Annotated in this window: 20 protein-coding genes and 1 pseudogene; 8 read left to right on the plus strand and 13 right to left on the minus strand. The window is 63.3% G+C overall.

All coding sequences use genetic code 11. From position 1 onward, the window contains the following. The first annotated feature begins 32 nt into the window (after positions 1-32). Positions 33-800, plus strand: coding sequence for an AAA family ATPase (locus tag ABIA96_RS16360; RefSeq protein ID WP_354138066.1), 768 nt, complete (start codon positions 33-35; stop codon positions 798-800). Between the two features lie 121 nt (positions 801-921). On the opposite strand, the gene ABIA96_RS16365 is transcribed toward ABIA96_RS16360, so the two are convergent. The 7 genes and pseudogenes from ABIA96_RS16365 to ABIA96_RS16395 all read right to left on the minus strand — a co-directional run bounded on the left by ABIA96_RS16365 (position 922) and on the right by ABIA96_RS16395 (position 11,116). Next, positions 922-2,991, minus strand: a complete 2,070-nt coding sequence (locus ABIA96_RS16365) for a DUF1217 domain-containing protein (protein ID WP_354138067.1) — start codon at positions 2,989-2,991, stop codon at positions 922-924. Positions 2,992-3,910: 919 nt separating this feature from the next. After that, positions 3,911-4,837, minus strand: a complete 927-nt coding sequence (locus tag ABIA96_RS16370) for a nucleoside hydrolase (RefSeq protein WP_354138068.1) — start codon at positions 4,835-4,837, stop codon at positions 3,911-3,913. A 26-nt stretch (positions 4,838-4,863) separates the two neighbouring features. Then, positions 4,864-5,505, minus strand: a complete 642-nt coding sequence (locus ABIA96_RS16375) for an HAD-IA family hydrolase (RefSeq protein WP_354138069.1) — start codon at positions 5,503-5,505, stop codon at positions 4,864-4,866. Between the two features lie 18 nt (positions 5,506-5,523). Next, a pseudogene (locus tag ABIA96_RS16380) lies at positions 5,524-6,098 on the minus strand (DinB family protein). Positions 6,099-6,177: 79 nt separating this feature from the next. Further along, a complete protein-coding gene (uvrA, locus tag ABIA96_RS16385; RefSeq protein WP_354138070.1) occupies positions 6,178-9,162 on the minus strand; it encodes an excinuclease ABC subunit UvrA in 2,985 nt (994 codons plus the stop codon). 290 nt (positions 9,163-9,452) lie between these two features. Then, a complete protein-coding gene (locus ABIA96_RS16390) occupies positions 9,453-10,121 on the minus strand; it encodes an outer membrane protein (protein WP_354138071.1) in 669 nt (222 codons plus the stop codon). Between the two features lie 233 nt (positions 10,122-10,354). Further along, on the minus strand, positions 10,355-11,116 hold the full coding sequence (locus ABIA96_RS16395; RefSeq protein WP_354138072.1) for an outer membrane protein: 762 nt from the start codon (positions 11,114-11,116) through the stop codon (positions 10,355-10,357). A gap of 419 nt (positions 11,117-11,535) precedes the next feature. On the opposite strand from ABIA96_RS16395, the gene ABIA96_RS16400 reads away from it, so the two are divergent. Continuing rightward, a complete protein-coding gene (locus ABIA96_RS16400) occupies positions 11,536-12,036 on the plus strand; it encodes a single-stranded DNA-binding protein (protein WP_354138073.1) in 501 nt (166 codons plus the stop codon). Between the two features lie 506 nt (positions 12,037-12,542). Next, entirely contained in the window at positions 12,543-15,287 is a 2,745-nt protein-coding gene (gene gyrA, locus ABIA96_RS16405) for a DNA gyrase subunit A (RefSeq protein WP_354138074.1), read from the plus strand. 105 nt (positions 15,288-15,392) lie between these two features. Here gyrA and ABIA96_RS16410 read toward each other — a convergent pair whose 3' ends face one another. Together ABIA96_RS16410 and ABIA96_RS16415 are read right to left on the minus strand one after the other, a co-directional pair. After that, positions 15,393-17,246 carry a potassium transporter Kup gene (locus ABIA96_RS16410; protein ID WP_354138193.1) on the minus strand — a complete coding sequence of 618 codons (1,854 nt, stop codon included), beginning with the start codon at positions 17,244-17,246 and terminating at the stop codon, positions 15,393-15,395. A gap of 189 nt (positions 17,247-17,435) precedes the next feature. After that, a complete protein-coding gene (locus tag ABIA96_RS16415; RefSeq protein WP_354138075.1) occupies positions 17,436-17,693 on the minus strand; it encodes a hypothetical protein in 258 nt (85 codons plus the stop codon). A gap of 260 nt (positions 17,694-17,953) precedes the next feature. Here ABIA96_RS16415 and coaD point away from each other — a divergent pair, with 260 nt between their 5' ends. From coaD to queA, 5 genes are all read left to right on the plus strand, one after another. Beyond that, on the plus strand, positions 17,954-18,451 hold the full coding sequence (coaD, locus tag ABIA96_RS16420) for a pantetheine-phosphate adenylyltransferase (RefSeq protein ID WP_354138076.1): 498 nt from the start codon (positions 17,954-17,956) through the stop codon (positions 18,449-18,451). A gap of 37 nt (positions 18,452-18,488) precedes the next feature. After that, the gene (locus tag ABIA96_RS16425; protein WP_354138077.1) at positions 18,489-19,064 is read left to right on the plus strand and encodes a peptidylprolyl isomerase; all 576 of its coding nucleotides are present in this window, start codon (positions 18,489-18,491) and stop codon (positions 19,062-19,064) included. 9 nt (positions 19,065-19,073) lie between these two features. Then, positions 19,074-19,499 (plus strand): UCP034077 family protein, encoded by a 426-nt coding sequence (locus ABIA96_RS16430; RefSeq protein WP_354138078.1) that lies wholly within the window; start codon positions 19,074-19,076, stop codon positions 19,497-19,499. Then, positions 19,496-19,960: a peptidylprolyl isomerase gene (locus ABIA96_RS16435; protein ID WP_354138079.1), complete on the plus strand. Its 465-nt coding sequence runs from the start codon at positions 19,496-19,498 to the stop codon at positions 19,958-19,960. Before ABIA96_RS16430 ends, ABIA96_RS16435 begins: the two co-directional genes overlap by 4 nt. Before the next feature lie 142 nt (positions 19,961-20,102). After that, positions 20,103-21,176 (plus strand): tRNA preQ1(34) S-adenosylmethionine ribosyltransferase-isomerase QueA, encoded by a 1,074-nt coding sequence (gene queA, locus ABIA96_RS16440; RefSeq protein ID WP_354138080.1) that lies wholly within the window; start codon positions 20,103-20,105, stop codon positions 21,174-21,176. Positions 21,177-21,301: 125 nt separating this feature from the next. On the opposite strand, the gene ABIA96_RS16445 is transcribed toward queA, so the two are convergent. The 4 genes from ABIA96_RS16445 to ABIA96_RS16460 form a co-directional block, all read right to left on the minus strand. Continuing rightward, the gene (locus ABIA96_RS16445; protein ID WP_354138194.1) at positions 21,302-22,339 is read right to left on the minus strand and encodes an aspartate-semialdehyde dehydrogenase; all 1,038 of its coding nucleotides are present in this window, start codon (positions 22,337-22,339) and stop codon (positions 21,302-21,304) included. A gap of 214 nt (positions 22,340-22,553) precedes the next feature. Next, positions 22,554-23,159 (minus strand): PepSY domain-containing protein, encoded by a 606-nt coding sequence (locus tag ABIA96_RS16450; RefSeq protein WP_354138081.1) that lies wholly within the window; start codon positions 23,157-23,159, stop codon positions 22,554-22,556. A gap of 253 nt (positions 23,160-23,412) precedes the next feature. Continuing rightward, the gene (locus tag ABIA96_RS16455) at positions 23,413-24,159 is read right to left on the minus strand and encodes a TetR/AcrR family transcriptional regulator (RefSeq protein ID WP_354138195.1); all 747 of its coding nucleotides are present in this window, start codon (positions 24,157-24,159) and stop codon (positions 23,413-23,415) included. A 135-nt stretch (positions 24,160-24,294) separates the two neighbouring features. Further along, complete coding sequence (locus tag ABIA96_RS16460) at positions 24,295-25,449, minus strand: patatin-like phospholipase family protein (protein WP_354138082.1); 1,155 nt, start codon at positions 25,447-25,449, stop codon at positions 24,295-24,297. Positions 25,450-25,476 lie beyond the last annotated feature (27 nt).

Here is a 25,476-nt window from a genome sequence, read left to right on the forward strand (position 1 = left end):
TTCCAGTGCGAGTGAAGGAGTGGAGACCGGCAATGACGCGGAGGGGCTATCGGACGATCAACCTGCCTGCGCCGTATCTGAGGCGGGTCTGGCTCGATCCGTCGCAAGTCCGCGATCGCGAGATCTATCCGTTTTGCCTGCCCATCTTTCCGGATGATTTTGAACTCAACTTCGAGGCGCCCATCACGATCATCGTTGGAGAGAACGGCACCGGAAAGTCGACGATCCTGGAAGGTATCGCAGCACTGGCCGGCTACGACGACGCCGGTGGCGGCAAGGGCTACATGCCGGTCGATCACTCCGAGGCACGCGAGAAGATGGGCGGCCAACTCTCCAAGGCGCTGCGTGCGAGCTGGCTGCCGAAGATCACGAACGGCTGGTTCTTTCGCGCCGAGAGCTTTTTCTCGGTCGCGCGGTATCTGGACAAGGCCGCGCGCGATGCTGGTCAGGTCGGTCCCGATTTCCTGTCGCATTCCCACGGCGAGGGTTTTCTGCGCTTTTTCGAAGAACGCTGCCAGCGCCAGGGCATCTTCATCTTCGACGAGCCGGAATCCGCGCTGTCGCCGGCGCGGCAGATCGAATTCTTGAAGCTGCTGCGGCGCATGGAAGAGTCCCGCATCTGCCAGGTCATCATGGCGACCCACGCACCGCTGCTGATGGCCTATCCCGCTGCCCAACTGCTGCGGCTCGGCAAATACGGCCTCGAGCCTACGATGGTGGAGCAGACCGATCATTACCGGGTCATGCGAGAGTTTTGCGCCGACCCGCGCGGCTTCGTCGAGGCGACGCTGGCGGAATAGGCGAGGGACTTTGATCGCCAACGCTCTCTCCGTCGTCATTGCGAGCTCAGCGAAGCAATCCAGAATCCTTCCGCGGAGACAGTCTGGATTGCTTCGCTGCGCTCGCAATGACGTCGACCCGTCACCACGAGCTGGCGCGCATTTTGGCCATGGCCAAATATGTCGATTCACTGAAGCCTGATGTCGCCGAGCTCGACCCTTGAAAGAGGTCGAGCACGGGCGAGTAGCTCTGGCTGGCGTTCTTCGCGTCATACATCGCGGAGAAGCGGCTCAGCAGCTTTGCAACTTTCGTGGGATCGCCGAGATCCTTGAGGTTGAGGTATTTCTGCACGATCTTGGCCTGCTGATCGATCTGCATCGCAGCCATCTGATCAGGCAAATCGAAGGTGGTCCGAAACACCTCCGAAAGAGCCTTGTCGGCAAGGATGTCGTAGGCGGAGGTGATGTCTCCCGCCTTCCGCTGAAAATACAGCGCCAGACGCACGCCGGGATTCGTATCGCCCTGCTGCTGCTCCAGGCTTTGCTCGAGATAGTTCTTTTGCGTTGCCAGAAATTGATCGCGCTTTTGCGGGCCCACCGTCGGAAGACGCGCGACGTCGCCCTTGTTGTCGAAATTGAACGACGCCGCGATCTCGGCAAAACGCGGGTCGCTCTCCGTGTTTGCAAAACTCTTGGGATCGTTCAGGTCAGAGGCAAAGATCTTCTTGAGATAGGCGGTGGTCACTTTCGCAGGGTCCAGACCCTTGGCGACAAGAATGAAGTCGACCATCTTCCTGTTCGCGAGCAGATCGGAAACGCTGTCGATGTCGCCGATCGCCTGTTGATAGTCCGTCGCGTCCTTCTGGGCCTGAGCCTTGACTTTCGCCTGGTCCTGCGTGCTTGCGGTCTTCAATTTCGCAATGACGTAGTCCTTGGCGATATCGAGGACTTCCGCCGAATCCTGAGCCGCCAGGGGCGTCGTCAGATTGCCCTTGGCGTCAAAATTGAACGCGCGCGCGAGCTTGACGTAGCGATCGTCCTTGAGCGTATAGACGTAGCTTTTGGGGTCATTGAGGTCGCTTTCGAGAACAGCCTTCACGGTGGACTGTGAGACTTGTGTGGGATCGAGGCCGACGGCTGACAGCGCAAAATCATACGCGCCTGGCGTAGACACCAGAGCCTGGAGTGAGGTCACATTGGGGATGAATTTTCTGAATTGCCCGATGACCAGGGCTTCCTGCAACGGGCTTGCCGCCGCATAGACCGCCGACTTGCTGTCGTCGAAGCTCTGGTTCGTGCTTGCGAGGTTTGCAGCGGTCTGCGCTGGTGTCCCTGCTGGAAGCGATCCGTCGGCCGAAAATTCGAACGCGCCGGCCAGATCCATGAACCGGCCCGTCGTCGCGATGGCGTCGTTGGTGCTGGATATGCTGCTCACGGCTGTCTGCAGGCGATATTTTTCGACCAGTATCTGCACATTCAACTGATCGACGTCAGCGCCGGGCTGTGACAGTTGCGTCGTGTAGTCGGCGATCTTCGTGCTGGCGTCGGTTGCATCCGATTTTGCTTGCGCGAGCTGGGCGTTCAGGCCGGATAGCTGGGACGAGAAGGTGGTGTTGACGTAGCTGTTCGGATCGGACGGGTCGCTGGTCAAGACCTGCTTGATGGTGTCGCGCGGCCACTCGCTTTGATCGATCCCGAATGCCGAGGCGACATAGTTGCGAAGCCGGTCGTCGTTGAGAAGCTGGTCGGCGCCGGTCACTGTGCCGATCGTGGCGTTGTAGTATTTCGTGTCGGCGGCAACGGCATCGACGTTGCTCTTCATGGCTGCCGTGTACAGCCCGATCATGTCGTCGGTCTGGTTGTCCGATTGCGCAACCTTCGTTTCACCGCCGCCGAAGGAAAAAGCCGCGGCAAAATCCCGGTAACGCTTGTCGATCAGCGTGTTGGCAAAGCTCTTGGAGTCCGAGAGATCGCTCTGCAGCACCTTCTTCATGAAAGCCTTGGCGTAGGCCATGTCCTCCAGGCCATAGGCTTTCGTGACGTAATGATACAGGCGATAATCGTTCATCAGATCGTCAACGCTGTGCACCTTGCCGATGTTGGCTTTGTAATAGGCGGCATCGCGCGATACGTCCGATTGCTGCGCCACCCGTGTCAGGGACTGCGCGAGATTGCGCGCGACGTAGCTATAGCCAAAATATGTGGACACCATGGGGAATTCCTGACGGCTCGGCGGGGTCCTGGACGTCCGTCAATCATTGCCGGGTCGCAAGGCGGGTGCTGGCGTCATGCCAGCAGGCAGAAACATTGTTACAATTCATTGCTGTGATTCCGAGTGACAACTTTAGGTGCCGCTTGCGCCCAAGTGCCGCATCGCGTGGACCTCTCCGGCAAGCCACCTGCAAGCTTCGTGTTTTAGTAAAAAGTTTGAGATCGCGAACACGGGCTTTCATCCTCGCGGCACATCGTGCCCGAGCTTTGCGGCAGTTGCAGCCCTCGAAAGGGTGCCGAGGGCGCAGGGAAGGCCGGGTGCCGGCTGGCACCCGCGGTCCACTGTGCAATGATTGCGCTACAAGAGGCTGCACAGCGGCATACAGGTGAAGCCAAACATCCGGCCTTCCCTGCGCAGTGGTTTGACGGCTTATGTCGCGCTCTCCCCGGGGAGCGATGCACTATTGCCCCCGTCGCCTTGCAGATGGCTGACGCATGCGCCCGGTTGGGCAACACCCGTCACCGCAAGACTTGGCGCACAGACCCCGGGCGCCAGGACCACACGATTTTGCCGTACGCAGGCTGCACCGGTCGTGCGCGCGCGGCGATCGCTCACGGAGTGACCCGCCCTGCAACCACCTTCGCGCCGATGCGGCCCGCGTCCACCACGTCCCATCCCGCGTGTCGTGACGATCGCGATGCGCCCCTCGGCCGGGTTGGGATGGTCGGAATATGATATATTTCCGAATTCGCGTAAAGCGAATTATTTTGCCTGGAGAGCGTTGACCATCATCTGGCGTGTTTTGCCCGCCGGGCAACGTAAGGGTTTGTGGGTCGCGAGCGGCGCTCCCGCCGCGCCGTGCCCACCGTCTCTCCGTTGTCTCGGCACCAATGGTGGGCACGCTTCCGCTTTGCCCACCCTACGGCACCTTCGATGCCGCAAAATCTCGCAGCTTTACGAAAAAGTCCTTCAGGATCGGATTGCGATCCACATAGGTCACGTAGCGGATCGGATGGCGACGGCGATCGACGCTCCAGGTCATCTGTTCGGTGAGAACCGGGGCAGGGATGATCACGCTCGGTGCCCACAATGGATTGAGCAGCCAGCCGACCGGCGCCATGTCCCAGATCTCCTTGGCCCAGCCCATGTGATCCGGCGCATACTCCTTGAATCTCTGAGCGAGGAACGCGCCGATGCTGCCATGCGGTTCGACGTAGCGCTCGATTTCCGGCACCGTCGAGTGAAGGCGCGAGGTAACGCCCTTGCACGGCACCAGCACGAGCGAGACGCCGCTGTCGAGCAGCACCTGCGCGCCGCCGACGTCCTGCTTGAGGTTGAACTCGATCGTATCAGGCCATTCCAGCGCGTGACCGCCAAGCCAGACCACGACGATCCGGTCGATGATATCAGGCGCCCTGAGTAGCGCGGAGGCGACGTTGCTGATGGCGCCGATGGCGATGACATAGAGCGGGTTGTCGGGCGAGCCCGCGCGCGCCCGGGCCACGAGGTCGTCGACGGCAGGCGCTGGCTGCGCCATCTTGGCCGAACCGACATAGTCGGTGACGCCGCGATGAACGAGGCCCTCGGCTGCGACGTTCAGGCGCTCCAGCAGGCGCAGGATTTCCTGATAGCTCAGCTCCATGCCGTGGCCGGGATTGTCCGCACGTGCGTTGAAGAACGGCGCGGCGTAGATCGCCTCGACGTCGAACCGCTCGGGCGATAGCAGCATCTGCACCAGCGCGAACTGATCGTCGATCTCGTTGTAGGTGTCGGTGTCGAGCACGACACGCAATCGGCCCACCGGCGGGGTGAGGAGTTTGAGGCGGTTTGTATCCGTGAGCGTCATCACCGTCTCCTCGGGGCGATTGCGGATCAGGCTTTTGCCGGCGCCCGGCAGACCGCATCCGCGATCTCATCCATCTGCGCGAACATGTAATCGGGCGCAAGCGCCTGCAACGCGGCCGGCGCCGCATAGCCCCAGCTCACCGCGCCGCAGGCAATGCCCGCCGCACGCGCCGCCTCGATGTCGCGGACCTCATCGCCGATCGAAATGACGTTTTGCGGGGCAACGCCCGCGCGCCGGATCACCCGGCAAAATTTCGCGGGCTTGCCGAACACGGAAGCCGCGCAGTCGAAATGCGAGAACAGCACGGCTGATACACCGAGCTTCGCTCGCGCATTGACCTCGCTGTCCGATGTCACCAGCGCGAGCTGCACGCCGTTCTCCGCCAGCGTCTGCAGCATCGGCTCGGCGCCCGGAAACAGCGAAATCTCTGCCGCGGCTTCGCCCTTCAGCCGCCGCGCATGCCGCGCGATCGCAGGCAGTTTCCACAAGGGCACCTCAAGCCGGCTGAGGATCTCGCGCGTCGACGCATGCCGCAGCCCCTCGACGTCCTTATCCGTGACGCGCCGAAAGCCGAAGCGATCGGCGACGTCGTTGATGGTGCGGAGGAACCAGGGGAAGCTGTCGACGAGCGTGCCGTCGAGGTCGAAGATGGCGAGGGAGTAGGGCATGGAGGAGAAGTTACACCGCTAGGCTTTCCACACGGTCGCTTCGGTCCATCCGAGTTCGGAGAACTCGGCGGCCCTGAGTGGTGCTTCTCCCTCGGCGAAGAACTCGTCGAGCTGGGGCGGTGCGACGTTGGTTTCGGATAGCATGGCATGCGCCTGTCCGCGGTGATGGATTTGGTGCTGAAACAGATGCATCAGCAGTCGGTCACGGCGTTCAATCTGGACGCTCGTGTCGCGGTTGATCCGGACAAGGCCGTCGAGAAGCTCAGGTGTCAGCGCGTCGCAGACGGCGAGCAAGCGCTTGTCCATGGCGGCCTGGGCCAGCTTCAGCTCGGACAGTGAGCGGCACGGCACCTCGTTTTCCCAGGCGCATGGCCCGAGCCAGCCGCCTTCGAGCGCATCGATGTAGAAGAGATCGATGACGTAGATGTGGTTCAGCGTGCGTTGAAGGCTCGGGAAGAATCCGGTTCGATGGGCTTCGAAATCAGCCTGGCTCAGGCCGGTGCAGGCGGTGAGCAGGCGGTGAGCAGGCGATGGTTCACCCAGGCATTGTTGTGGGCGAAGGCGCGGTAGGTTTGCACGAGGCCTGCGGACATGGCGGTCTTCCCCGGATCCTGCGTCTCACAAGAGCGGTGGCGGATTACGCTTCGCTAATCCGCGCTACGCGGCTTCGAGCTACTCCGCCGCCTCGCTCGTGCTCCTTCGCTTCGGCTTCCGCGCCTTCTTCAGCACCGGCTCCAGGAATTTGCCCGTATAGCTCCGCTGCGCTTTCACGATGTCCTCCGGCGGGCCCCAGGCGACGATCTCGCCGCCGCCGTCGCCGCCTTCGGGGCCGAGGTCGATGACCCAGTCTGCGGTCTTAATGACTTCGAGATTGTGCTCGATGACGACGACCGTGTTGCCCTGCGCGACCAACTCGTGCAGCACCTCCAAGAGCTTCTTGACGTCGTGGAAGTGCAGGCCGGTGGTCGGCTCGTCCAGGATGTAGAGCGTGCGGCCGGTGGCGCGCTTCGACAGCTCTTTTGCCAGCTTGACGCGTTGCGCTTCGCCGCCCGACAGGGTCGTGGCCTGTTGGCCGACGTGGATGTAGTCGAGGCCGACGCGGTGCAGGGTCTGGAAGGTTTCGCGCACGCGTGGCACCGCCTTGAAGAACTCGGCTGCTTCCTCGACGGTCATGTCCAGCACGTCGGCGATGCTCTTGCCCTTGAACAGGACCTCCAGCGTTTCGCGGTTGTAGCGCTTGCCCTTGCAGACGTCGCAGGTGACGTAGACGTCGGGCAGGAAGTGCATCTCGATCTTGATGACGCCGTCGCCCTGGCAGGCCTCGCAGCGGCCGCCCTTGACGTTGAAGGAGAAGCGGCCGGGCTCGTAGCCGCGCGCCTTCGACTCCGGGAGCCCGGCGAACCATTCGCGGATCGGCGTGAAGGCGCCGGTATAGGTCGCCGGATTCGACCGCGGGGTGCGGCCGATTGGCGACTGGTCGATGTCGATGATCTTGTCGATATGCTCCAGGCCCTCGATGCGGTCGTGCGGTGCTGCGCCTTCGCTGGCGTTGTTCAGCTTGCGGGCGATGGCCTTGTAGAGCGTGTCGATGAGAAGCGTCGACTTGCCGCCACCGGACACGCCGGTGACGGCCGTGAACAGACCGAGCGGAATTTCGGCGGTGACATTCTTGAGATTATTGCCGCGCGCGTTCACCACCTTGATGGTGCGGCGATGGTTCGGCGGACGCCGCTCCGGCACCTCGACCTCAAGCTCGCCGGTGAGATATTTGCCGGTGAGCGATTTCGGGTTGCGCATGATCTCGGCGGGCGTACCTTCGGCGATGATGTGGCCGCCATGCATGCCGGCGCCGGGGCCGATGTCGAGGACGTGGTCGGCGAGTAGGATGGCGTCTTCGTCATGTTCGACCACGATCACGGTGTTGCCGAGGTCGCGCAGCCGCTTGAGCGTATCGAGCAGGCGGGCGTTGTCGCGCTGGTGAAGGCCGATCGACGGCTCGTCCAGCACATAGAGCACGCCGGTCAGTCCCGAGCCGATCTGCGAGGCCAGGCGGATGCGCTGGCTCTCGCCGCCGGAGAGCGTACCGGAGGAGCGGGACAGCGTGAGGTAGTTGAGGCCGACGTCGAGCAGGAAGGTGAGCCGCTCGCGGATCTCCTTGAGGATGCGCCCGGCAATCTCGTTCTGCTGCGCATTCAACGCCTCCGGCACGGTCTCGAACCATGCGCCGGCGTTCTTGACCGACAGCTCCGAGATCTCGCCGACATGCTTGCCGCCGATCTTGACGCAGAGCGCCTCGGGCTTGAGCCGGAAACCGTTGCAGGCGCCGCAGGGGACGTCGTGGAAATATTTTGAGAGCTCCTCGCGGGCCCACTCGCTCTCGGTTTCCCGATAGCGGCGATTGATGTTGGTGATGACGCCTTCGAACGGCTTCTTGGTGTCGTAGGAGCGGACGCCGTCCTCGTAGGAGAACTTGATCTCGTCCTCGCCGGAGCCATGGAGGATCGCGTTCTGGGTCTTCTTGGGCAGATCCTTCCATTTGGTGGTCAGCGTGAACTTGTAGTGCTTGCCGAGCGCCGTCAGCGTCTGCGTGTAGTAAGGCGACGACGATTTGGCCCAGGGCGCGATCGCGCCCTTGCCGATCGCGAGTTCCTTGTCGGGGATGACGAGGTCTTCGTCGACATGCTGCTCGACGCCGAGGCCGCCGCAGGCCGGGCAGGCGCCATAGGGATTGTTGAACGAGAAAAGACGCGGCTCGATCTCGGGAATGGTGAAGCCGGAGACCGGGCAGGCGAATTTTTCCGAGAACAGAATGCGCTCGGGCCCGCTCTTGTCGTGGATCTTTGCGGTCTTCTTTTTCTCTTTCTCTTCGGCAGGCGCAGCAGCAGCCGGTGCATCGGCATATTCGATAACTGCGAGGCCCTCGGCGAGCTTCAGCGCGGTCTCAAAACTTTCGGCGAGGCGCTGGCCGATATCGGCGCGCACCACGATGCGGTCGACCACGACGTCGATGTCATGCGGGAATTTCTTGTCCAGCGTCGGCGCCTCCGCAAGCTCGTGGAAGGTGCCGTCGATCTTGACGCGCTGAAAGCCCTTCTTGAGCCATTCGGCGAGCTCTTTCCGGTACTCGCCCTTGCGGCCGCGCACGACCGGCGCAAGCAGATAGAGGCGGGTGCCTTCGGGCAGCGCCAGCACGCGATCGACCATCTGCGAGACGGTCTGGCTTTCGATCGGAAGTCCGGTGGCCGGCGAATAGGGTACGCCGACACGCGCCCAGAGCAGGCGCATGTAGTCGTAGATCTCGGTCACGGTGCCAACGGTCGAGCGCGGGTTCTTCGACGTCGTCTTCTGCTCGATCGAGATTGCCGGCGACAGCCCGTCGATCTGGTCGACGTCAGGCTTCTGCATCATCTCGAGGAACTGGCGGGCATAGGCCGAGAGCGACTCGACGTAGCGGCGCTGGCCTTCCGCGTAGATGGTATCGAAGGCGAGCGATGATTTGCCGGAACCCGAGAGGCCGGTGAACACCACGAGCTTGTCGCGGGGAATCTCGACGTCGATGTTCTTGAGGTTGTGCTCGCGCGCGCCACGGATCGAAATTGCGTGCAGGCTGGAGCCCACGTTTTGCTGTTGGCGCTTCGCCTTGATCACTTCATCCATCCGAGTTGCCCTCAAGGAATCCCAAAGGTCCGCGATCGCGCCAACGCTGGAGGCGCGCTTTGCCCGGAACCGGGATCGGCGCCGATGGGGTTGTCAGCGAACGTAGGAAGAACGGAGACGGATTTCCAGAGGGACTTGCGAATCGTCAACGGATTGTTCGGCCGTTGGCGGCATTTGGCAGGAGCGAGCGCGCGGAATTGCGCGGGACCTGCCCGTCCAAACAAAAAGGCCGGCGCTAGGCCGGCCTTTCGTAACGTAATGGCGTTCGAGCCTAAGCTCAGTCCTTGAACTTAGTACTTGGCAACCACCGGGCCGCTGAAGTGATAGTTCACGCCGAACTGCACAGTGTGGAAGTTGAGCGTGCCGGTCGTCACGGGGACGCCGAGGCCACCGAAATAGGTCTCGCTGCCGAGGCTGCGATAGAGGTACTCGCCCTTGACCGACCACTGCGGAGCGATGAACGCCTCAACGCCGGCACCGACGGTCCAGCCCGAGTGGAACTTGCTGTCGGAGACGGTCGCACCGAGCGCGCTGACGCTGAGCTTGTTGTCGATCCAAGCGTAACCACCGGTGCCGTAGAACAGCACGTTGTTGACGGCGTAGCCGATGCGACCGCGAACGGTGCCGAGCGCGTCGGTCTTGGACGACACGGTGATACCGAGCGCGGAGGCCGAAGCGCTGACGTCAGCCCAGGAGCCATCGGCTTCGAGGCCGAACACGACGTTGCCGGTCTGCCAGTTATAGCCGGCGGTGCCGCCGACGAAGCCGCCCTGCATCCTGGGGCTGTTCGAGTCTTCCCAGGCGCCGCCGCCGACGATACCGAGGTAGAAACCGGTCCAGTTGTAGACCGACGCCATGGCCACCGGAGCCTTGGTGTAGTGGCGCGCCGCCAGATCGGCAGCCGAAGCGGCGCCAGTGAGGGCGAGCAGACAGGCCGAAGCCAACAAAATCTTCTTCATAGTCAAGAAATCCCAGTCCCAGTTTCTGTGTTGACTTCCGTGCGTCGGAAGCAGGATCGGACGCTGTGGTCCAACTGGCGTCGGCTTACACCACTGAAGCCGCAAGTTGAGTCTCCCAAAAGTCACAACAGATCCAAAATGTAATGATCGCTGACCTATAATTCCCTTAGGGAACAAACAGCAAAAGGCCGGCACATGGCCGGCCTTTCGATTCCTAAATGGGTTCAGGCGAATCAATACCTCGCGATCACCGGGCCACCCCAACGGTAGTTCAAGCGGACGAGGGCCAGATCGACGTCCTGGTGGACGCGTTCGGTCTGAACGAAAGCGCCGGCAAAGGTGAAGTCGATGTTACGCGTGCCGAGGAAAATATGATCGTATTCGAAGCCCACCGACCAGTTCGGGGCAAAGCCAAATTCGACGCCCGCGCCGACCGTTCCGCCCCAGCGGGTTTCGCGGGCCGAACCGAAGACCGTGCCCTCACCCACGAGCCCTGGCGCGACAACGAGGTCGTATTTGTCTCCCACGACTGCGCCACCGCCCTTTACGTAGAGCAAGACGTTGTTCCATGCATAGCCGATCTGGCCGGTAATCAGGCCAAAGGCATCGATCCGCGTACGGTCCTGTTGGCCGGGGGCAGTCGGGCTGATGTTGCTTCCGCTGAAGTCAGCCCAGTTGCCTTGGCCTTCCACGCCAAACACCCAATTGCTGGACTGCCAGCGATAGCCAACCTGACCGCCGACCGTACCGCCTGATGCGTTGTGGCAGCCATCCGTGACCAGCGTGCCGTCGGCCGGCGTCACGAAGTCCCAGCATTTGCGGCTCGTGCCCCAGCCGCCATTGATGCCGATGTAGAAGCCGCTCCAGTCGTAGATGGCCGCGACCATCGGCGGCGGAGCCTTCGTGTACGGACGCGCCGCGAGATCCGCCGCGCTCGCGGGAGCCGATAGGCCCAATGCAACTGTACCGATTGTAGCAAACAGAATTTTCTTCATTGCAGTCTCCCCAGTTTTGTCCGCGAAGCGGTCAAGCAGGCGCGACGCCCATATGAACCAATTCCGAGGAAATCGTAGCCCCATCCGGAGGTAGAGTCCGTCTCCGGAATGCAACACTCGCGGGCGAACCGACGTGCGCTTAACATGCTGAATGTTATTCGCTTTTCGCTGCTTCATGGAACTTTGGCGGTTCCTATTCATCGCGCCGTGCACAGCGATTTGGGGACCGGCATGTGGGCGTCGGCAACCGTCAATTTCGGCAGGAACAAATCTGGAACAAATCTTTGGTCAATGCTATATGTGGGGATAACCGAGGGCGTACCGGGCTGATCGGCGCTCGTAAGCGTATAGGGTCGGCCCAACAGGCGGCAGCGCGAGCGCCTTTCGAAATTCAGTGGCATTTGGAGTGGAGAGCGGCGATGGCGGGAAGCGTCAACAAGGTCATTCTGGTTGGAAATCTTGGCAAGGATCCGGAAATCCGCCGCACCCAGGACGGGCGGCCGATCGCGAATTTGAGCATCGCGACCTCGGAGACCTGGCGCGACAAGAACAGCGGCGAGCGCAAGGAAAAGACCGAATGGCATCGCGTCGTGATCTTCAATGAAGGGCTCTGCAAGGTCGCCGAGCAGTACCTGAAGAAGGGCGCCAAGGTTTACATCGAGGGCGCACTCCAGACCCGCAAATGGACCGACCAGCAGGGCGCAGAGAAATACTCCACCGAGGTCGTGCTCCAGGGCTTCAACTCGACGCTGACGATGCTCGATGGCCGCGGCGGCGGGGGAGGCGGCGGCAGCTTCGGCGACGAGCCGGGCGGCGATTTCGGCTCTTCCGGTCCCGTGAGCAGCGCACCGCGCCGTGCCGTGGCCGCCGGCGGCGGTGGCGGCCGCAACAACGACATGGACGACGACATCCCGTTCTGAGGCGAGGCCTTCTGCGGGTTGGGGATGACCCGCTTGCCATTCAGGCTGGAGCGGAATTTCCGGTTCAGTTTGTTCCGGTGGGTCTTCTTCATCACGAAGATGACGTCGGCCCATTCGACCTGTTCGGTGGACAACAGCGCGTCCGCATCGTTCGAGATGCCAGCCGAGTCAGTCTCAATCCCTGGTCAGGTCTCTGCTCGCGTGACGCGGGCGCACGCACATCGCGTAAACCGATCACCGCCGGATCATGATCCGGCGGTTCACCGGCGCTGGTGATGGCAGGCCTGTTAACGCCGGTCCCGGGACGCATCATGCAGAGCGTGTTCTTCGGGGCTTGGGCAGCGGTTCCCGGCTCCTCGCCGGGACCTCGTCCAAGGCGCTGCCGCGTCGCCCGTAAGTCTCTGGAAAAACAGTCGGAAAAAGCACTTCCCGGAAGCCGTCAAGGGTGGTTATCAGGGCCTCGATGCGCTATATGATTCCCAGATAGAACCTCACCGGATTCCCCCTTGGCTGACGACGACAACAAGCCCGGCGACCAGCCGGCGCAACCCTCCGACATTCGCCCCGTTTCGATCTACGAGGAGATGAAGAAGTCGTACCTCGATTACGCCATGAGCGTGATCGTGGCGCGTGCGCTGCCCGATGCGCGCGACGGGTTGAAGCCGGTGCATCGCCGCATCCTCTACTCGATGAACGAGCAGGGGCACACGCCGGACAAGAAGTACGTCAAGTCCGCCCGCGTGGTCGGCGACGTCATCGGTAAATATCATCCCCATGGCGACCAGTCGATCTACGACGCCATGGTCCGCATGGCGCAGGACTTCTCCATGCGCGTGCCGCTCATCGACGGCCAGGGCAATTTCGGCTCGGTCGACGGCGATCCCCCGGCCGCTTATCGGTACACCGAAGCGCGACTGACAAAGGCGGCGCTGGCCCTGCTGGCCGACATCGACAAGGACACCGTCGACTTCCAGCCGAACTACGACAACAACGAGACCGAACCGTCGGTCCTGCCGGCCAAGTTCCCGAACCTTCTGGTCAATGGCGCCGGCGGCATCGCGGTCGGCATGGCGACCAACATCCCGCCGCACAATCTCGGCGAGGTCATCGACGCCTGCGTCGCGTTGATCGAGAACCCTGCGCTCACGATCGATGAACTCATCAACATCGTGCCGGGACCGGATTTTCCCACTGGCGGCGTCATTCTCGGACGCCAGGGAATCCGCAGCGCCTATCACCTCGGGCGCGGCTCGATCGTCATGCGCGGCAAGGTCGCGATCGAGACCATCCGCAAGGAGCGCGAGGCGCTCATCATCACCGAGATTCCCTACCAGGTGAACAAGGCGACGATGGTCGAGCGCATCGCCGAACTGGTCAAGGAAAAGAAGATCGAGGGCATCGGAGACCTGCGCGATGAATCGGACCGCGACGGCTATCGCGTTGTCATCGAGTTGAAGCGCGACGCCGTGCCGGATGTGGTGCTGAACCAGCTGTACAGGTTCACGCCGCTGCAGACGAGCTTCGGCGTCAACATGGTGGCGCTCGACAGCGGCCGCCCGCGGATCATGCATCTGAAGGATCTGCTGGCGATCTTCGTTGACTTCCGCGAACGGGTCGTCACACGCCGCACCAAATTCCTGCTCGCCAAGGCGCGCGATCGCGCTCACATCTTGGTCGGTCTGGCGATCGCGGTCGCCAATATCGACGAGATGATCCGCGTCATCCGCACCTCGCCCGACCCGACCACTGCGCGCGACACCCTGATGTCGCGCGACTGGCCGGCCCGGGATGTCGAGGACATGCTGACGCTGATCGACGATCCGCGCCATCGCATCAGCGAGAACGGCACAATCCGGCTGTCGATGGAACAGGCGAGGGCCATTCTCGACCTCCGTTTGCAGCGTCTCACCGCGCTCGGCCGCGACGAGATCCGCGAAGAGCTCGACAAGCTTGCCGGCGAGATCGCCGACTATCTCGACATCCTGCGTTCGCGTGCCCGCGTCCTGGAGATCATCAAGACCGAGCTTGCAGAGGTGAAGGCCGAGTTCGCCACCCCGCGCAAGACCGTGATCATGGAGCAGGAAGGCGAGGTCGAGGACGAGGACCTGATCCAGCGCGAGGACATGGTCGTCACTGTCTCGCACGCCGGCTACGTCAAGCGCGTGCCGCTGTCGGCCTATCGCGCCCAGCGCCGCGGCGGCAAGGGCCGCGCCGGCATGCAAACCCGCGACGAGGATTTTGTCAGCCGCCTGTTCGTGGCCTCCACGCATACGCCGGTGCTGTTCTTCTCCTCGCGCGGCCAGGTCTACAAGGAAAAGGTCTGGCGGCTGCCGATGGCCGCGCCGAACGCGCGCGGCAAGGCGCTGATCAACATCCTGCCGCTGGAACAGGGCGAGCGCATCACCACCATCATGCCGCTGCCCGAGGACGAATCGACCTGGGCCAATCTCGACGTGATGTTTGCGACCACCGGCGGCAACGTCCGACGCAACAAGCTGTCCGACTTCGTCGACGTCCGCCGCTCCGGCATCATCGCCATGAAGCTCGACGACAATGAATCCATCGTGGACGTGCAGATCTGCACCGAGCATGACGACGTGCTGCTGACCGGCGCCGGCGGCCAATGCATCCGCTTCCCCGTCACCGACGTGCGCGTGTTCACCGGGCGCACCTCGATGGGCGTGCGCGGCATTGCGCTTGGCGAGGGCGACAAGGTGATCTCGCTCGCGATCCTGCGCCACGTCGAGACCAGTTCGGACGAGCGTTCGGCGTACCTGAAGATGCGCCGTGCGGTCGCCGGCGAAGCTGTGGCTGAGGAGCCGGCGGTGGATGCCGAGGCCGAGGAGACCTCAGGCAGCTTCCAGCTTCCGCAGGAGCGCTATGCCGAGATGTCGGCGGCCGAGCAGGTGGTGCTGACCGTGTCCGTCAACGGCTTCGGCAAGCGGACCTCGTCCTACGAGTACCGCACCACGGGCCGCGGCGGCAAAGGCATCGTCGCCATGAGCGTCAACAACCGCAACGGCAATCTGGTGGCCTCGTTCCCGGTGGAGGACGCCGACCAGATCATGCTGGTCACCGACAAGGGCCAGTTGATCCGCTGCCCGGTCGAAGGCATCCGCATCGCCGGCCGCTCGACCCAGGGCGTGATCGTGTTCGACACCGCCGAGGACGAGCATGTCGTCTCGGTCGAGCACATCACGGAGGAGGCCGAGAGCGGCAACGGGTCGAATGGAGAGCCAAGCGGGGAGTAACGGATAGCCCCCGTAGCCCTGATGGAGCGAAGCGAAATCCGGGGCTCCGCATACGTGGCGAGAAACCCGGATTACGCTTCGCTCCATCCGGGCTACGCACTTGCCCTAGATCTCCAACTCCGTGCCGAACTCCACGACCTGCTTGGTCGGCACGCCGAAGAACGCGGCCGAGCGTTCGGCGTTGCGCTGGAGGAAGGCGAACAGGCCTTCGCGCCAAACCCACATGCCCGGGATGTCCTCGCTCGGGATGATGGTCTCGCGGCCGACATAATAGGTGATGTCGGAAAGGTCGATACCGGGCAACTTGCCCTGGCGGCAGGCGAGCGTCAGGCCCTCATAGATCGTCGGATTTTGCATGAAGCCGTAATGCAGGATCACGCGGGTAATGCCGGGGATGATCTCGATCACCTCGGCGCGGTTCTCATCTGCGACGTGCGGCATCTCCTCGATCAGCACGGTGACGAGGACGATGCGCTCATGCAGCACGTGGTTGTGCTTGACGAATTGCGTCAGCGCCAGTGGCACGCCGTTCGGTGCCGAGGCCAGGAACACGGCTGTGCCGGGCAGGCGCGCGCTGCATTTGTTGATCGCGGTCTCGATCAGGTCCTCCTCGGGCTGACGCAACTTGCCGCGCGCGGCCTCGACCAGCTTCACGCCGGCGCGCCAGGTCAGCATCAGGAAGGCGACGAGGGCGGCGAGCAGCAGCGGAAACCAGCCGCCCTCGAACAGCTTGATCGAGTTGGCGGAGAAGAAGATCACGTCGATCACGAAGAAGAAGCCGTTCACCGGGACCACGATCCAGGGCGAATAACCCCACTGGATCGCGACGAGGGCGGCGAGTAGCGTGGTGATCGCCATCAGGAGCGAGACCGCGATACCGTAGGCGCCGGCGAGCGCGTCCGAAGTGCCGAAGCTCAGGACCGCGCCGAGCGTCGCGGCGGCGAGCAGCCAGTTCACCAGCGGCACGTAGATCTGACCGATCGCATCGCTGGTGGTGTGGCGGATCTGCATGCGCGGCAGGAAGCCGAGCTGGATCGACTGCTGCGTCAGCGAGAACACGCCGGAGATGATCGCCTGCGATGCGATCACGGTCGCCACGGCAGAGAATGCGACCAGCGCGTAATGCAGGACGTCGGGACAGAGCTGGAAGAACGGGTTCTCGATCATGCCGGGATTGGTGATCAGGAGGGCGGCCTGACCGAAATAATTCAGCACCAGCGCCGGCAGGCAGATCGCGAACCACGCAAGCCGGATCGGCAGACGCCCGAAATGCCCCATGTCGGCATACATGGCTTCGCCGCCGGTCACCGCCAGGAAGGCCGCGCCGAGGATCGCGAAGGAGACGTGAAAGTCCTGATGGATCAGGAAATCGAAAGCATAGAGCGGGCTCAGCGCCGCCAGCACCGCAGGGGCCTTGACGATGCCGTGGATGCCGAGTGCGGCCAGCACGAAGAACCAGGCCAGCATCACCGGTCCGAAGATGCGGCCGATGAAGCCGGTGCCCTGCCTCTGGATCATGAAAAGGCCGACCAGGATCGCAATGGTCACGGGCACGACGACAGGCGCGAGCGAGGGCGCGTCGACCTTGAGGCCTTCGATGGCGGAGAGCACCGAGATCGCCGGCGTGATCGCGCCGTCGCCGTAGAGCAGAGCGGCGCCGATCAGGCCAACCACCAGGAGGTGCGCGCGCCAGGTGCCGGGTTGCGCGTGGCGGGCATGCAGCAGCGCCAAAAGCGCGACGATGCCGCCTTCGCCGCGATTGTCCGCGCGCAGAATCAGCATCGCATATTTCAGCGAGATGATCAGCAGCAGCGCCCACAGGATCAGGGAGGCAACGCCCAGCACAGCCTCGGGAGTCACGGTGCCGCCGTGCGCGGCCGCCTTGGCGGCTTCCCTCAGGGCATAGAGAGGGCTGGTGCCGATATCGCCATAGACCACCCCGAGGGCGCCCAAGGTCATGGCAAGCGGCAGCGGATCAGGATGATGTCCGGAAGCGACTGCGGGCGTACTGGACAAATGCGACCCCTCGATGGGACCGCGCCCGTTGGGCCATTCCGAGGGGCGCGAGCGTCACACAGTCTGCGACGGGACGTCGCAAATATCCATGGGATTCGTCTTGAGGTTTATGACGCCGAGCTGACAAACCGCCTACGGGGTGCGGTCCGCCGTCACGAGGCGAGCGACGCGGACTTCAGCCTTGGTGCCGGCGCGGCGCAGGCAGGAGGCCTCGAAGTTCGGCCATGCCTGCTGCGAGCAATCCCTGCCGATGGTCTTGATGTCGAGCCGATCGGCCTTGGCAAGCGGCTGCGGGACGCTCGCTTCAACAGTGGGAGCAAAACCGGGCAGGAGGGTGAGGGCGGTAGCAACACACGCAGCAATAGCGATCGCTGAAAGAGCCTTGATCATTGACGGTCCCCTGTGATGCGGCCGCTACGCCCAGTGTGCGGCCAGTCATTTCGTTGGGTGGATTAGTAACCATGGCCAGCTTCCGGACGTCTTCGCCGACGCCGGAAATGGTTTCGTTCGCGCCCCGTTTTGTTTCGTGGACGCTCCGAGGACGAAACAAATCGGGGTCTTCCGACATGGATTGACGGAAAAACCGGCAGGAAACCGACACGGAACCCGCCCGGCTTGCCGGGCCGGGCCGGGCGCGGTAGGACGTGACCATGCCGCGCATTGCCTTCTATCCAGGTTCCTTCGACCCCATCACCAACGGCCATCTGGACGTGGTCCGGAACAGTGTTTCCCTGTGCGACCGGCTGGTGGTCGCGGTCGGGGTCCATCCGGGCAAGAAGCCGCTGTTCTCGACCGAGGAGCGACTTAAGATGCTCCATGACGTCTGCGGGCCGGTCGCGGCCCAGGCCGGCTGCACGCTGGAGGCCGTGACCTATGATGATCTCGCAGTTTCCGCGGCGCGGAAGTACGGCGCGACCATCATGATTCGGGGTCTGCGCGACGGCACCGACCTCGACTACGAGATGCGGCTCGCCGGGATGAACGGCACCATGGCGCCCGACGTGCAAACCGTCTTTCTGCCGGCCTCCCCAGTGGTCCGCCCGATTACCGGCACATTGGTGCGCCAGATCGCAGCCATGGGCGGCGATGTTTCGGCCTTCGTCCCGCCGCTCGTTGCATCCCTGCTCAAGGTCAAATTCGCCGGATAACGGCGCGCTTCTTCATCTCACCTGATCCGGAGTTTTCATGATCCGTCGTCTCGCAATTCTTGCCACGATGTTCGTCGCGCTCATCGGTGCGGTCCCGGCCGGGGCGCAGCAGCTGCCGGCCAATCTCGACAAGGCCAATGCGCTCGTCATCGACACCACCAAGGGCCGCATCGTCATCAAGCTCAGGACGGACCTTGCCCCTCGGCACGCCGAGCGCCTCAAGCAGCTTGCGCGCGAGGGCTTCTACAACAACGTGCCGTTCCACCGCGTGATGGACGGCTTCATGGCCCAGACCGGCGACGGCCAGAACGGCAACGGCACCGGCGGCTCGAAATATCCGAACCTGAAGCAGGAATTCTCCAAGGTTCATTTCGCCCGCGGCATCGTCGGCATGGCCCGTCGCGGCGACAGCGTCGATACCGCCAATTCGCAGTTCTTCATCATGTTCGCCGACGGCGGCAGCCTCGATAACCAGTACACCGTGGTCGGCGAAGTCGTGCAGGGCATGGATGTCGTCGACAAGCTGAAGAAGGCACCGCCCGGCTCGCCCGGCGGCACCGTCACCGATCCCGACAAGATGGTGAAGGTGCAGGTCGCCTCCGACATCAAGTAGGAGAGGCCTATGGCGCGCCGCGGCGACAGGCTCCTGTTCGCTGCCGCGGCGCTGCTGTTCGGCATCTCAGGCGCTGCCACAGAGGACGCGCAGGTCAACACCATCCAGGACATCTTCCAGCACTTACGGACCTGCTGGAAGCCGCCGGCCCCCAGCAAGGCTCGCCCCATCGACATCACCGTCGTCGTGAGCTTTAACCGGGCTGGAAACATTCTGGGCCATCCGAGGATTACCTATGAATCCGCGGAGGCCTCCGACAGTGACCGGCTGCAATACCGGATCGCGGTGATGGAGGCGTTGCAACGTTGCACGCCGATGCCATTTACCGATGCAATGGCCGGCGCCGCCGCGGGACGTCCATTCGCGATCCAGTTCCGTAACCGCAAAACCTCACCCGACAAGACTTCACCCCCAACGCAAGAGAGACGAGCATGAGCGCCACTGAAAATACATTGATCCTCGAGACCACGCAGGGCCCCGTTACCATCGAGATGCGGCCTGATCTGGCGCCCGGCCATGTCGCGCGCATCAAGGAGCTGGTCCGCGAAGGCTTCTACGACGGCATCGTGTTCCATCGCGTGATCGACGGCTTCATGGCGCAGACCGGCTGCCCGCACGGCACCGGCACCGGCGGCTCGGGCCAGAAGCTGAAGGCCGAGTTCAACAAGGAGCCGCACGTGCGCGGCGTGACCTCGATGGCCCGTGCGGCGAGCCCCGACTCCGCCGACAGCCAGTTCTTCATCGTCTTCGACGATGCCCGCTTCCTCGACAACCAGTACACCGTCTGGGGCAAGGTCACCGAGGGCATGGACAACGTCGACAAGATCAAGCGCGGCGAGCCGGTGCAGAACCCGGACAAGATCGTCAAGGCCAAGATGGCCGCTGACAAGGAGTAATTGCTCAACCCTCATCCTGAGGAGCGCTGAACTTGCGTCTCGAAGGATGAAAGCCCGCTGCTGCAGCTCGGCCTTCATGGTTCGAGGCGGCGCCACGCGCCTCCTCACCATGAGGGTCTGACTGTGCAGCGCTGAGCCCGATATGCGAACCGATATCTTCGATTTCGATCTGCCGACCGAGCGCATCGCGTTGCGCCCGGCGCACCCGCGCGACTCCGCCAGGATGCTGGTCGTGGAGAACGGTGCGCTGCGCGACCAGACCATCGCCGATTTACCGCAATGGCTGAAGCCGGGCGACCAGCTCGTCGTCAACGACACCAAGGTGATCGCGGCGCAACTCAAAGGCCGTCGCATCGGCCGCGATACCGAGCCCAGGATCGAGGCGACGCTGATCAAGCGCCTCGATGGCTCGCGCTGGCAGGCGCTGGTGAAGCCGGCGAAGAAGCTTGTCGCCGGCGACCGCATCCGCTTCGGCAATGAGGGCAAGGTCTGTCTTCTCGGCCATCTCGATGCCGAGGTCGAGGCCAAAGGCAGCGAAGGCGAGGTGACGTTGTCATTCTCGTTCCACGGTCCGACGCTCGATCAGGCCATCGCCGATCTCGGCAGCCCGCCGCTACCGCCCTATATCGCCTCAAAGCGTATGCCGGACGATCAGGACCTCGCCGACTACCAGACGATGTTCGCGACCAATGAAGGCGCGGTCGCGGCACCCACTGCGGGCCTGCATTTCACGCCGGCACTGGAGCAGGCACTGCGCGCGCGCGGGGTCGGCATCAGTCGCCTCACGCTGCATGTCGGGGCAGGGACCTTCCTGCCAGTGAAAGTGGACGACACCGACGGCCATAAGATGCATGCCGAGTGGGGCACGATCTCGGCCGAGACCGCGGAGCAGCTCAACGCCGCGCGAAAAAACGGCGGCCGCATCCTCGCCGTCGGTACCACGTCATTGCGCCTGCTGGAGAGCGCCGCCAGCGAGGACGGCACAGTCCTGCCGTTCACGGCCGAGACCTCGATCTTCATCACGCCCGGCTATCGCTTCCGCGCGGTCGATATCTTGATGACGAATTTTCACCTGCCGAAGTCGACGCTGTTCATGCTGGTGTCGGCGTTCGCCGGGCTCGATCCGATGAAGCGGGCCTATGCGCACGCGATCGCGAATGGGTACCGGTTCTATTCGTATGGGGATGCGTGTCTGTTGTTTCGGGCGGGCGGCTAGCGCCGCCGCCGTAGGGTGGGCAAAGCGAAGCGTGCCCACGTCTTTCTTGAATTGACGAGAGAAATGGTGGGCACGGCGCTTGCGCGCCTTTGCCCACCCTACGAGACCGGTTGCTACGATACCGGTTACGCCATCACGCGCTGCGGCAACAGCTCCGCGATCTGCACCGCGTTGAGCGCTGCGCCCTTGAGCAGTTGATCGGCCGCCACGAACATCGAGATCGAATGCCCTGAGGGATCGCTGAGGTCCTTGCGGATGCGGCCGACCAGGACGTCGTCCTGGCCCGAGGCGTCAATTGGCATCGGGAAGTAGTTCTTCACGCGATCGTCGACGACCTTCACGCCGGGCGCCTGTGCCATGATGGCGCGGACCTGGTCCTCGGTGATCTCCTTCTCACATTCGAAGGTGATGGCCTCGCAGTGCGCGCGTAGCACCGGTACGCGCACGCAGGTGACGCCGATTGCGATCTTCTCGTCTTCGAAGATCTTGCGGGTCTCCTTGATGACCTTCGTTTCTTCGTCGTTGTAGCCGGTCTCGGGATCGACGGCCGTGTTGTGGTTGAAGAGGTTGAAGGCGTAGGGATGCGGCATCACCTTGGGCGTATAGACCTGCCCGTTGAGATTGGCGCGGGTGGACTCGACGAGTTCGTCCATCGCGGCCGCGCCTGCCCCCGAGGCCGCCTGATAGGTCGAGATGATGACGCGCTTGATGCGGTTCTTTTGGTGAATCGGCCAGAGCGGCACCAGTGCGGTGATCGCGGCGCAGTTCGGGTTGGCAATGATGCCTTTGTGGTCGCGGATGCGATTGCCGTTGACCTCGGGGATCACCAGCGGCACGTTCGGGTCCATTCGGAAGGCGGAGGAGTTGTCGACCACGACGGCGCCGGCCTTGACCGCGATCGGCGCGAACTTCTTCGAGATGCCGCTGCCGGCGGAGAACAGCGCGATGTCGACGCCCTCGAAGGCGCGCTCGGTCAGCTCCTCGATGACGACGTTCTGGCCACGGAACGACACCGTCTTGCCGGCGGAGCGGGCGCTGGCGAGCGCCTTGAGCTTACTGATGCGAAAGCCGCGCTTGTCCATGGTGGCGATGAACTCGGCGCCCACCGCACCGGTGACGCCGACAATCGCGACGACGGGATCGTTACTCACATTCTCCTCCATTGAATTGCAGACAACAAAAAAGCCCCGGACCATCATGGGCGGGGCTTCGGTAGAGCTGATTGCGTTCTAGTCGACGACTACAAGCGCACGCCTCCCCGGGCCCCGAAGGCCGTGGTGGTTTTGGTCGCGCGTTTGGTGGTCGTGAACATGGTGGCGACTTATGCGGAAGAGTCTGGCGGTCGTCAATGGCTTTTCGGCGGGATTGTGGCCCTTGCTATTTGCCCCGCGCGCCCGGCGGCTCGAGGATGACCTCCTTGAGGTCGTCGCCGCTGATGACGACGATCGCGAAATTGAGCCGACCGCCTTCGCGCACCAGCCCGCCGCTGATGGCCTTGCCGGACGCCGCGTGCTCGGCGACGCGGACCGCATCCGTCAGGCGATGCTTGATGGTGCCGAGCGCTGCGAGGTTGCTGCGATCAGCAAGATCCAGCTCGGCCAAGGGGAGGGCGGCTTCGCCGCCCATAACCTCACCGGTCGTGGCGTTGATCGTCTGCCGCCAGATCCGGTCCTTGTGCAGGGTCTTCACCCGGTAGACCGGCACGCCCGAGCCGCCGTCGAAGCTGATATCCGCGGTCGTCGCGCCGGCATGACGGGCTTCCGCGATCGCCATAGCCTGGCTGATCGAGATCGACGAACTGCGGAAGCGCTCGATCTCGCGGCTGACGGCCTGGCGGTTCGCCGCGGCGTCACCATCTGTTTCGTCATGAAGGGCGGTGGGTGTGTTGCCCGCCGAGACGATCGCGTGCGCCGGCGCTGCGATGAGCAGCCCGGACAGGGCGATCGCCAGCAACCCGTGCACACCTTGTCTCGTCGCTCTCATGCTCGGACCCCTCGGCCAACAAATGTGCCGGATGATCGTAAAGAAATCGCGGCCGGCCTTTGGGCATCGGCCGGCCGCGGAGCGCCGCAACGGGCTGTACCCGCGGCGGCGATCGAAGCGATACGGACCTCCTTTGGGGCTGGTGAAAAAAGTGGCCCGCATCGCCCTATAACTAAACCATACCGTATCGTTTTATTTTGGTCAATGAAACGGCCTCGTCCGCAGAGGACAAAACGCTGGTCTCACGGAATTGTCAGCGCGGCGGGCGGCGCCGTTGAGGTCCCTTGGCGACGCTTGGGACGCGGTCGGCAGGTCCGAGCGCACCGGCCAGGAACAGCTTGATGGCCGCGCGCATCCGCTTCTCGGCCGCCTTCATTTCCGGCGGCGTTCCGAATGTCGCCAATCGATGGTTGTGGCCGACGACGACGTCGAGAAACACTTCCGCGGCGATCGTGGTGTCGTCCACGTCGAGCGCGCCTTGCACCATCAGATGGTCGAAGAAGCGCGCCGTGGTGGCGACGGCCTTCAACCAGCCTTCCTCCTTGCCGAGTTTGGCGACATCAGGGAAATTGAGGGCTTGCGACGTCATCATGCGGCTGAAGGCAACGGCATCGGGACCACAGGTGAAGTTGAGCATTTCACGCCCGATCTCGACCAGCCGCTGCTCGACCGAGATGTCCGAAGCACTGCCGAGCTGCATCTCTGCCGCCGCAGACAACGGCGCAAGCCAGCGTTCGATCTCGCGCCGCAGGACCGCGGCAAACAGCCCGCGCTTGTCACCATAACGGGCATAGACGGTCGGCTTGCTGACGCGAGCCGCTTCCGCCACCGCGTCGAGCGATGTCGCATCAAATCCGCGATCGAGGAACAGGCGCGTGGCGACCTCGATCAGGCGCTGATCGCGTTCGATCGCAGCGCTCTTGGTCGGCCGGCCGCCGCGCGATTTCGACGCCTCGCGCCGAGGTGCCGCCGCTCTTGTCTTGCTCGCAGCCAATCCCATGCCCAATGATTCCTGCGCGGTCGTGACGATGGTCATTGCTCTATAACGCGCAGCAGCCGGGGCGTCATCGCGAATCTGGCCAAATTGGCCGTATCGTCAACGATCCCCCTCCGACGCCGTTCCGCTGCGCGGGCCTCAAGGCATCCGCGAGGTCCAGGCCTGGCCGGCTGCCGCTTTCTCGTATCCGTACTGATAGAGCGCCCGCATATAGCCGGTGTCGAAGCCTTCGGACGGCGGCGCCGGATAATCGCGTTCGATGTAGGAGAGATGGAAGCCGAGGTGGTTGCGCTGGGCGAAATCATAGGTCGAGAAGATGATCGAACGCGTCTGCGACTGCGTGATCGAGGACAGGCTGCGTGAGGCGACATCGATCGTGCTGTTGGCGACGAGCTCGAAGTTACGTTCGATCTTCTTGTTGACGAGGATGTAGATGTCCATCTTCGCGTTGCCCGGCAGGCGTCCCTGGAACAGCAGGGCCTCCGGCAAGGTCAACACCGGGGCCGTCACGCCGCCGTCGACATGCATCTCCTGAAACCTGCGGCCCTGGCCTTCGGCCTCGATCAGGATCGGCGGAAACACCAGGGGGATGCTGGCGGAGGCCGCCATCACGTCGCGAAACAATTTGAGTGCCTCGGGCGTGCCCACCGCGGCAATCTTGCCCATGTCCCAGATGGCAGTCCGCTGGGTGTCGAGATCGGTGGTGACCACCAGCAGCCGTCGGCCCTTGGCGTTCTCGCGGGCGACCTGTGCCATGATCTCCGGCCCGACATAGCGCGCGACGAGCTCGCGCAGGCGCGTATTGCCGAACAGGCCGGAGCCGAACAGCACGCGGATGATGCTGGGGTCGTTCAGCAGGCTTTCGGCGATGCCGCTGGTGTAGAGCTCGCTGAGCGTGTCGTCATATTGCGATCCGAGGAAGGCAAAGGGCGCGATCAGGCCGCCGGTGCTCACGCCGGAGACGACGGAGAATGTCGGGCGGTTGCGAGCCGCAGTCCAGCCGTTCAGCACGCCGACGCCGTAGGCGCCGTCGGCGCCGCCGCCTGATAGCGCAAGATAGGTTCTGCCCCCGGTCGCCTTGTCCTGCTCGAAACTGAACTTCGTGATGGGCTCGTCGGCGTAACGCCGCAGGCCGTCGATATCGAGCACGCGCGAGGCACTCGCATCGGCAGCCGTATAGGGCGTGCGGGGGAGTGACGTGCAGGCGGCGACCGCCAGGCTGCACGCGAGTGCCAGCGTCCTGATCAGGCGTGCGCCTGTCCGCTTTGTCCGGCCATCGGGGAGGGCGGACATGTCAGTCGAGCAATTGGGGAGGGGCAT

Origin of the sequence: Bradyrhizobium sp. LB11.1 (genome assembly GCF_040549385.1) — a bacterium.
Classification (GTDB): Bacteria; Pseudomonadota; Alphaproteobacteria; order Rhizobiales; family Xanthobacteraceae; genus Bradyrhizobium.

Excerpts from the sequence above, each read along its gene's own strand:
- coaD (WP_354138076.1), top strand. The coding sequence starts at position 17,954 with ATGCCGCGCATTGCCTTCTATCCAGGTTCCTTCGACCCCATCACCAAC.
- ABIA96_RS16370 (WP_354138068.1), bottom strand. The coding sequence starts at position 4,837 with ATGACGCTCACGGATACAAACCGCCTCAAACTCCTCACCCCGCCGGTG.
- ABIA96_RS16390 (WP_354138071.1), bottom strand. The coding sequence starts at position 10,121 with ATGAAGAAGATTTTGTTGGCTTCGGCCTGTCTGCTCGCCCTCACTGGC.
- ABIA96_RS16450 (WP_354138081.1), bottom strand. The coding sequence starts at position 23,159 with ATGAGAGCGACGAGACAAGGTGTGCACGGGTTGCTGGCGATCGCCCTG.
- ABIA96_RS16410 (WP_354138193.1), bottom strand. The coding sequence starts at position 17,246 with ATGACCTTGGGCGCCCTCGGGGTGGTCTATGGCGATATCGGCACCAGC.
- ABIA96_RS16430 (WP_354138078.1), top strand. The coding sequence starts at position 19,074 with ATGGCGCGCCGCGGCGACAGGCTCCTGTTCGCTGCCGCGGCGCTGCTG.
- ABIA96_RS16425 (WP_354138077.1), top strand. The coding sequence starts at position 18,489 with ATGATCCGTCGTCTCGCAATTCTTGCCACGATGTTCGTCGCGCTCATC.
- ABIA96_RS16360 (WP_354138066.1), top strand. The coding sequence starts at position 33 with ATGACGCGGAGGGGCTATCGGACGATCAACCTGCCTGCGCCGTATCTG.
- ABIA96_RS16455 (WP_354138195.1), bottom strand. The coding sequence starts at position 24,159 with ATGGGATTGGCTGCGAGCAAGACAAGAGCGGCGGCACCTCGGCGCGAG.
- ABIA96_RS16400 (WP_354138073.1), top strand. The coding sequence starts at position 11,536 with ATGGCGGGAAGCGTCAACAAGGTCATTCTGGTTGGAAATCTTGGCAAG.
- queA (WP_354138080.1), top strand. The coding sequence starts at position 20,103 with ATGCGAACCGATATCTTCGATTTCGATCTGCCGACCGAGCGCATCGCG.
- ABIA96_RS16365 (WP_354138067.1), bottom strand. The coding sequence starts at position 2,991 with ATGGTGTCCACATATTTTGGCTATAGCTACGTCGCGCGCAATCTCGCG.
- ABIA96_RS16395 (WP_354138072.1), bottom strand. The coding sequence starts at position 11,116 with ATGAAGAAAATTCTGTTTGCTACAATCGGTACAGTTGCATTGGGCCTA.
- uvrA (WP_354138070.1), bottom strand. The coding sequence starts at position 9,162 with ATGGATGAAGTGATCAAGGCGAAGCGCCAACAGCAAAACGTGGGCTCC.
- ABIA96_RS16375 (WP_354138069.1), bottom strand. The coding sequence starts at position 5,505 with ATGCCCTACTCCCTCGCCATCTTCGACCTCGACGGCACGCTCGTCGAC.
- ABIA96_RS16460 (WP_354138082.1), bottom strand. The coding sequence starts at position 25,449 with ATGTCCGCCCTCCCCGATGGCCGGACAAAGCGGACAGGCGCACGCCTG.
- ABIA96_RS16445 (WP_354138194.1), bottom strand. The coding sequence starts at position 22,339 with ATGGAGGAGAATGTGAGTAACGATCCCGTCGTCGCGATTGTCGGCGTC.
- ABIA96_RS16435 (WP_354138079.1), top strand. The coding sequence starts at position 19,496 with ATGAGCGCCACTGAAAATACATTGATCCTCGAGACCACGCAGGGCCCC.
- ABIA96_RS16415 (WP_354138075.1), bottom strand. The coding sequence starts at position 17,693 with ATGATCAAGGCTCTTTCAGCGATCGCTATTGCTGCGTGTGTTGCTACC.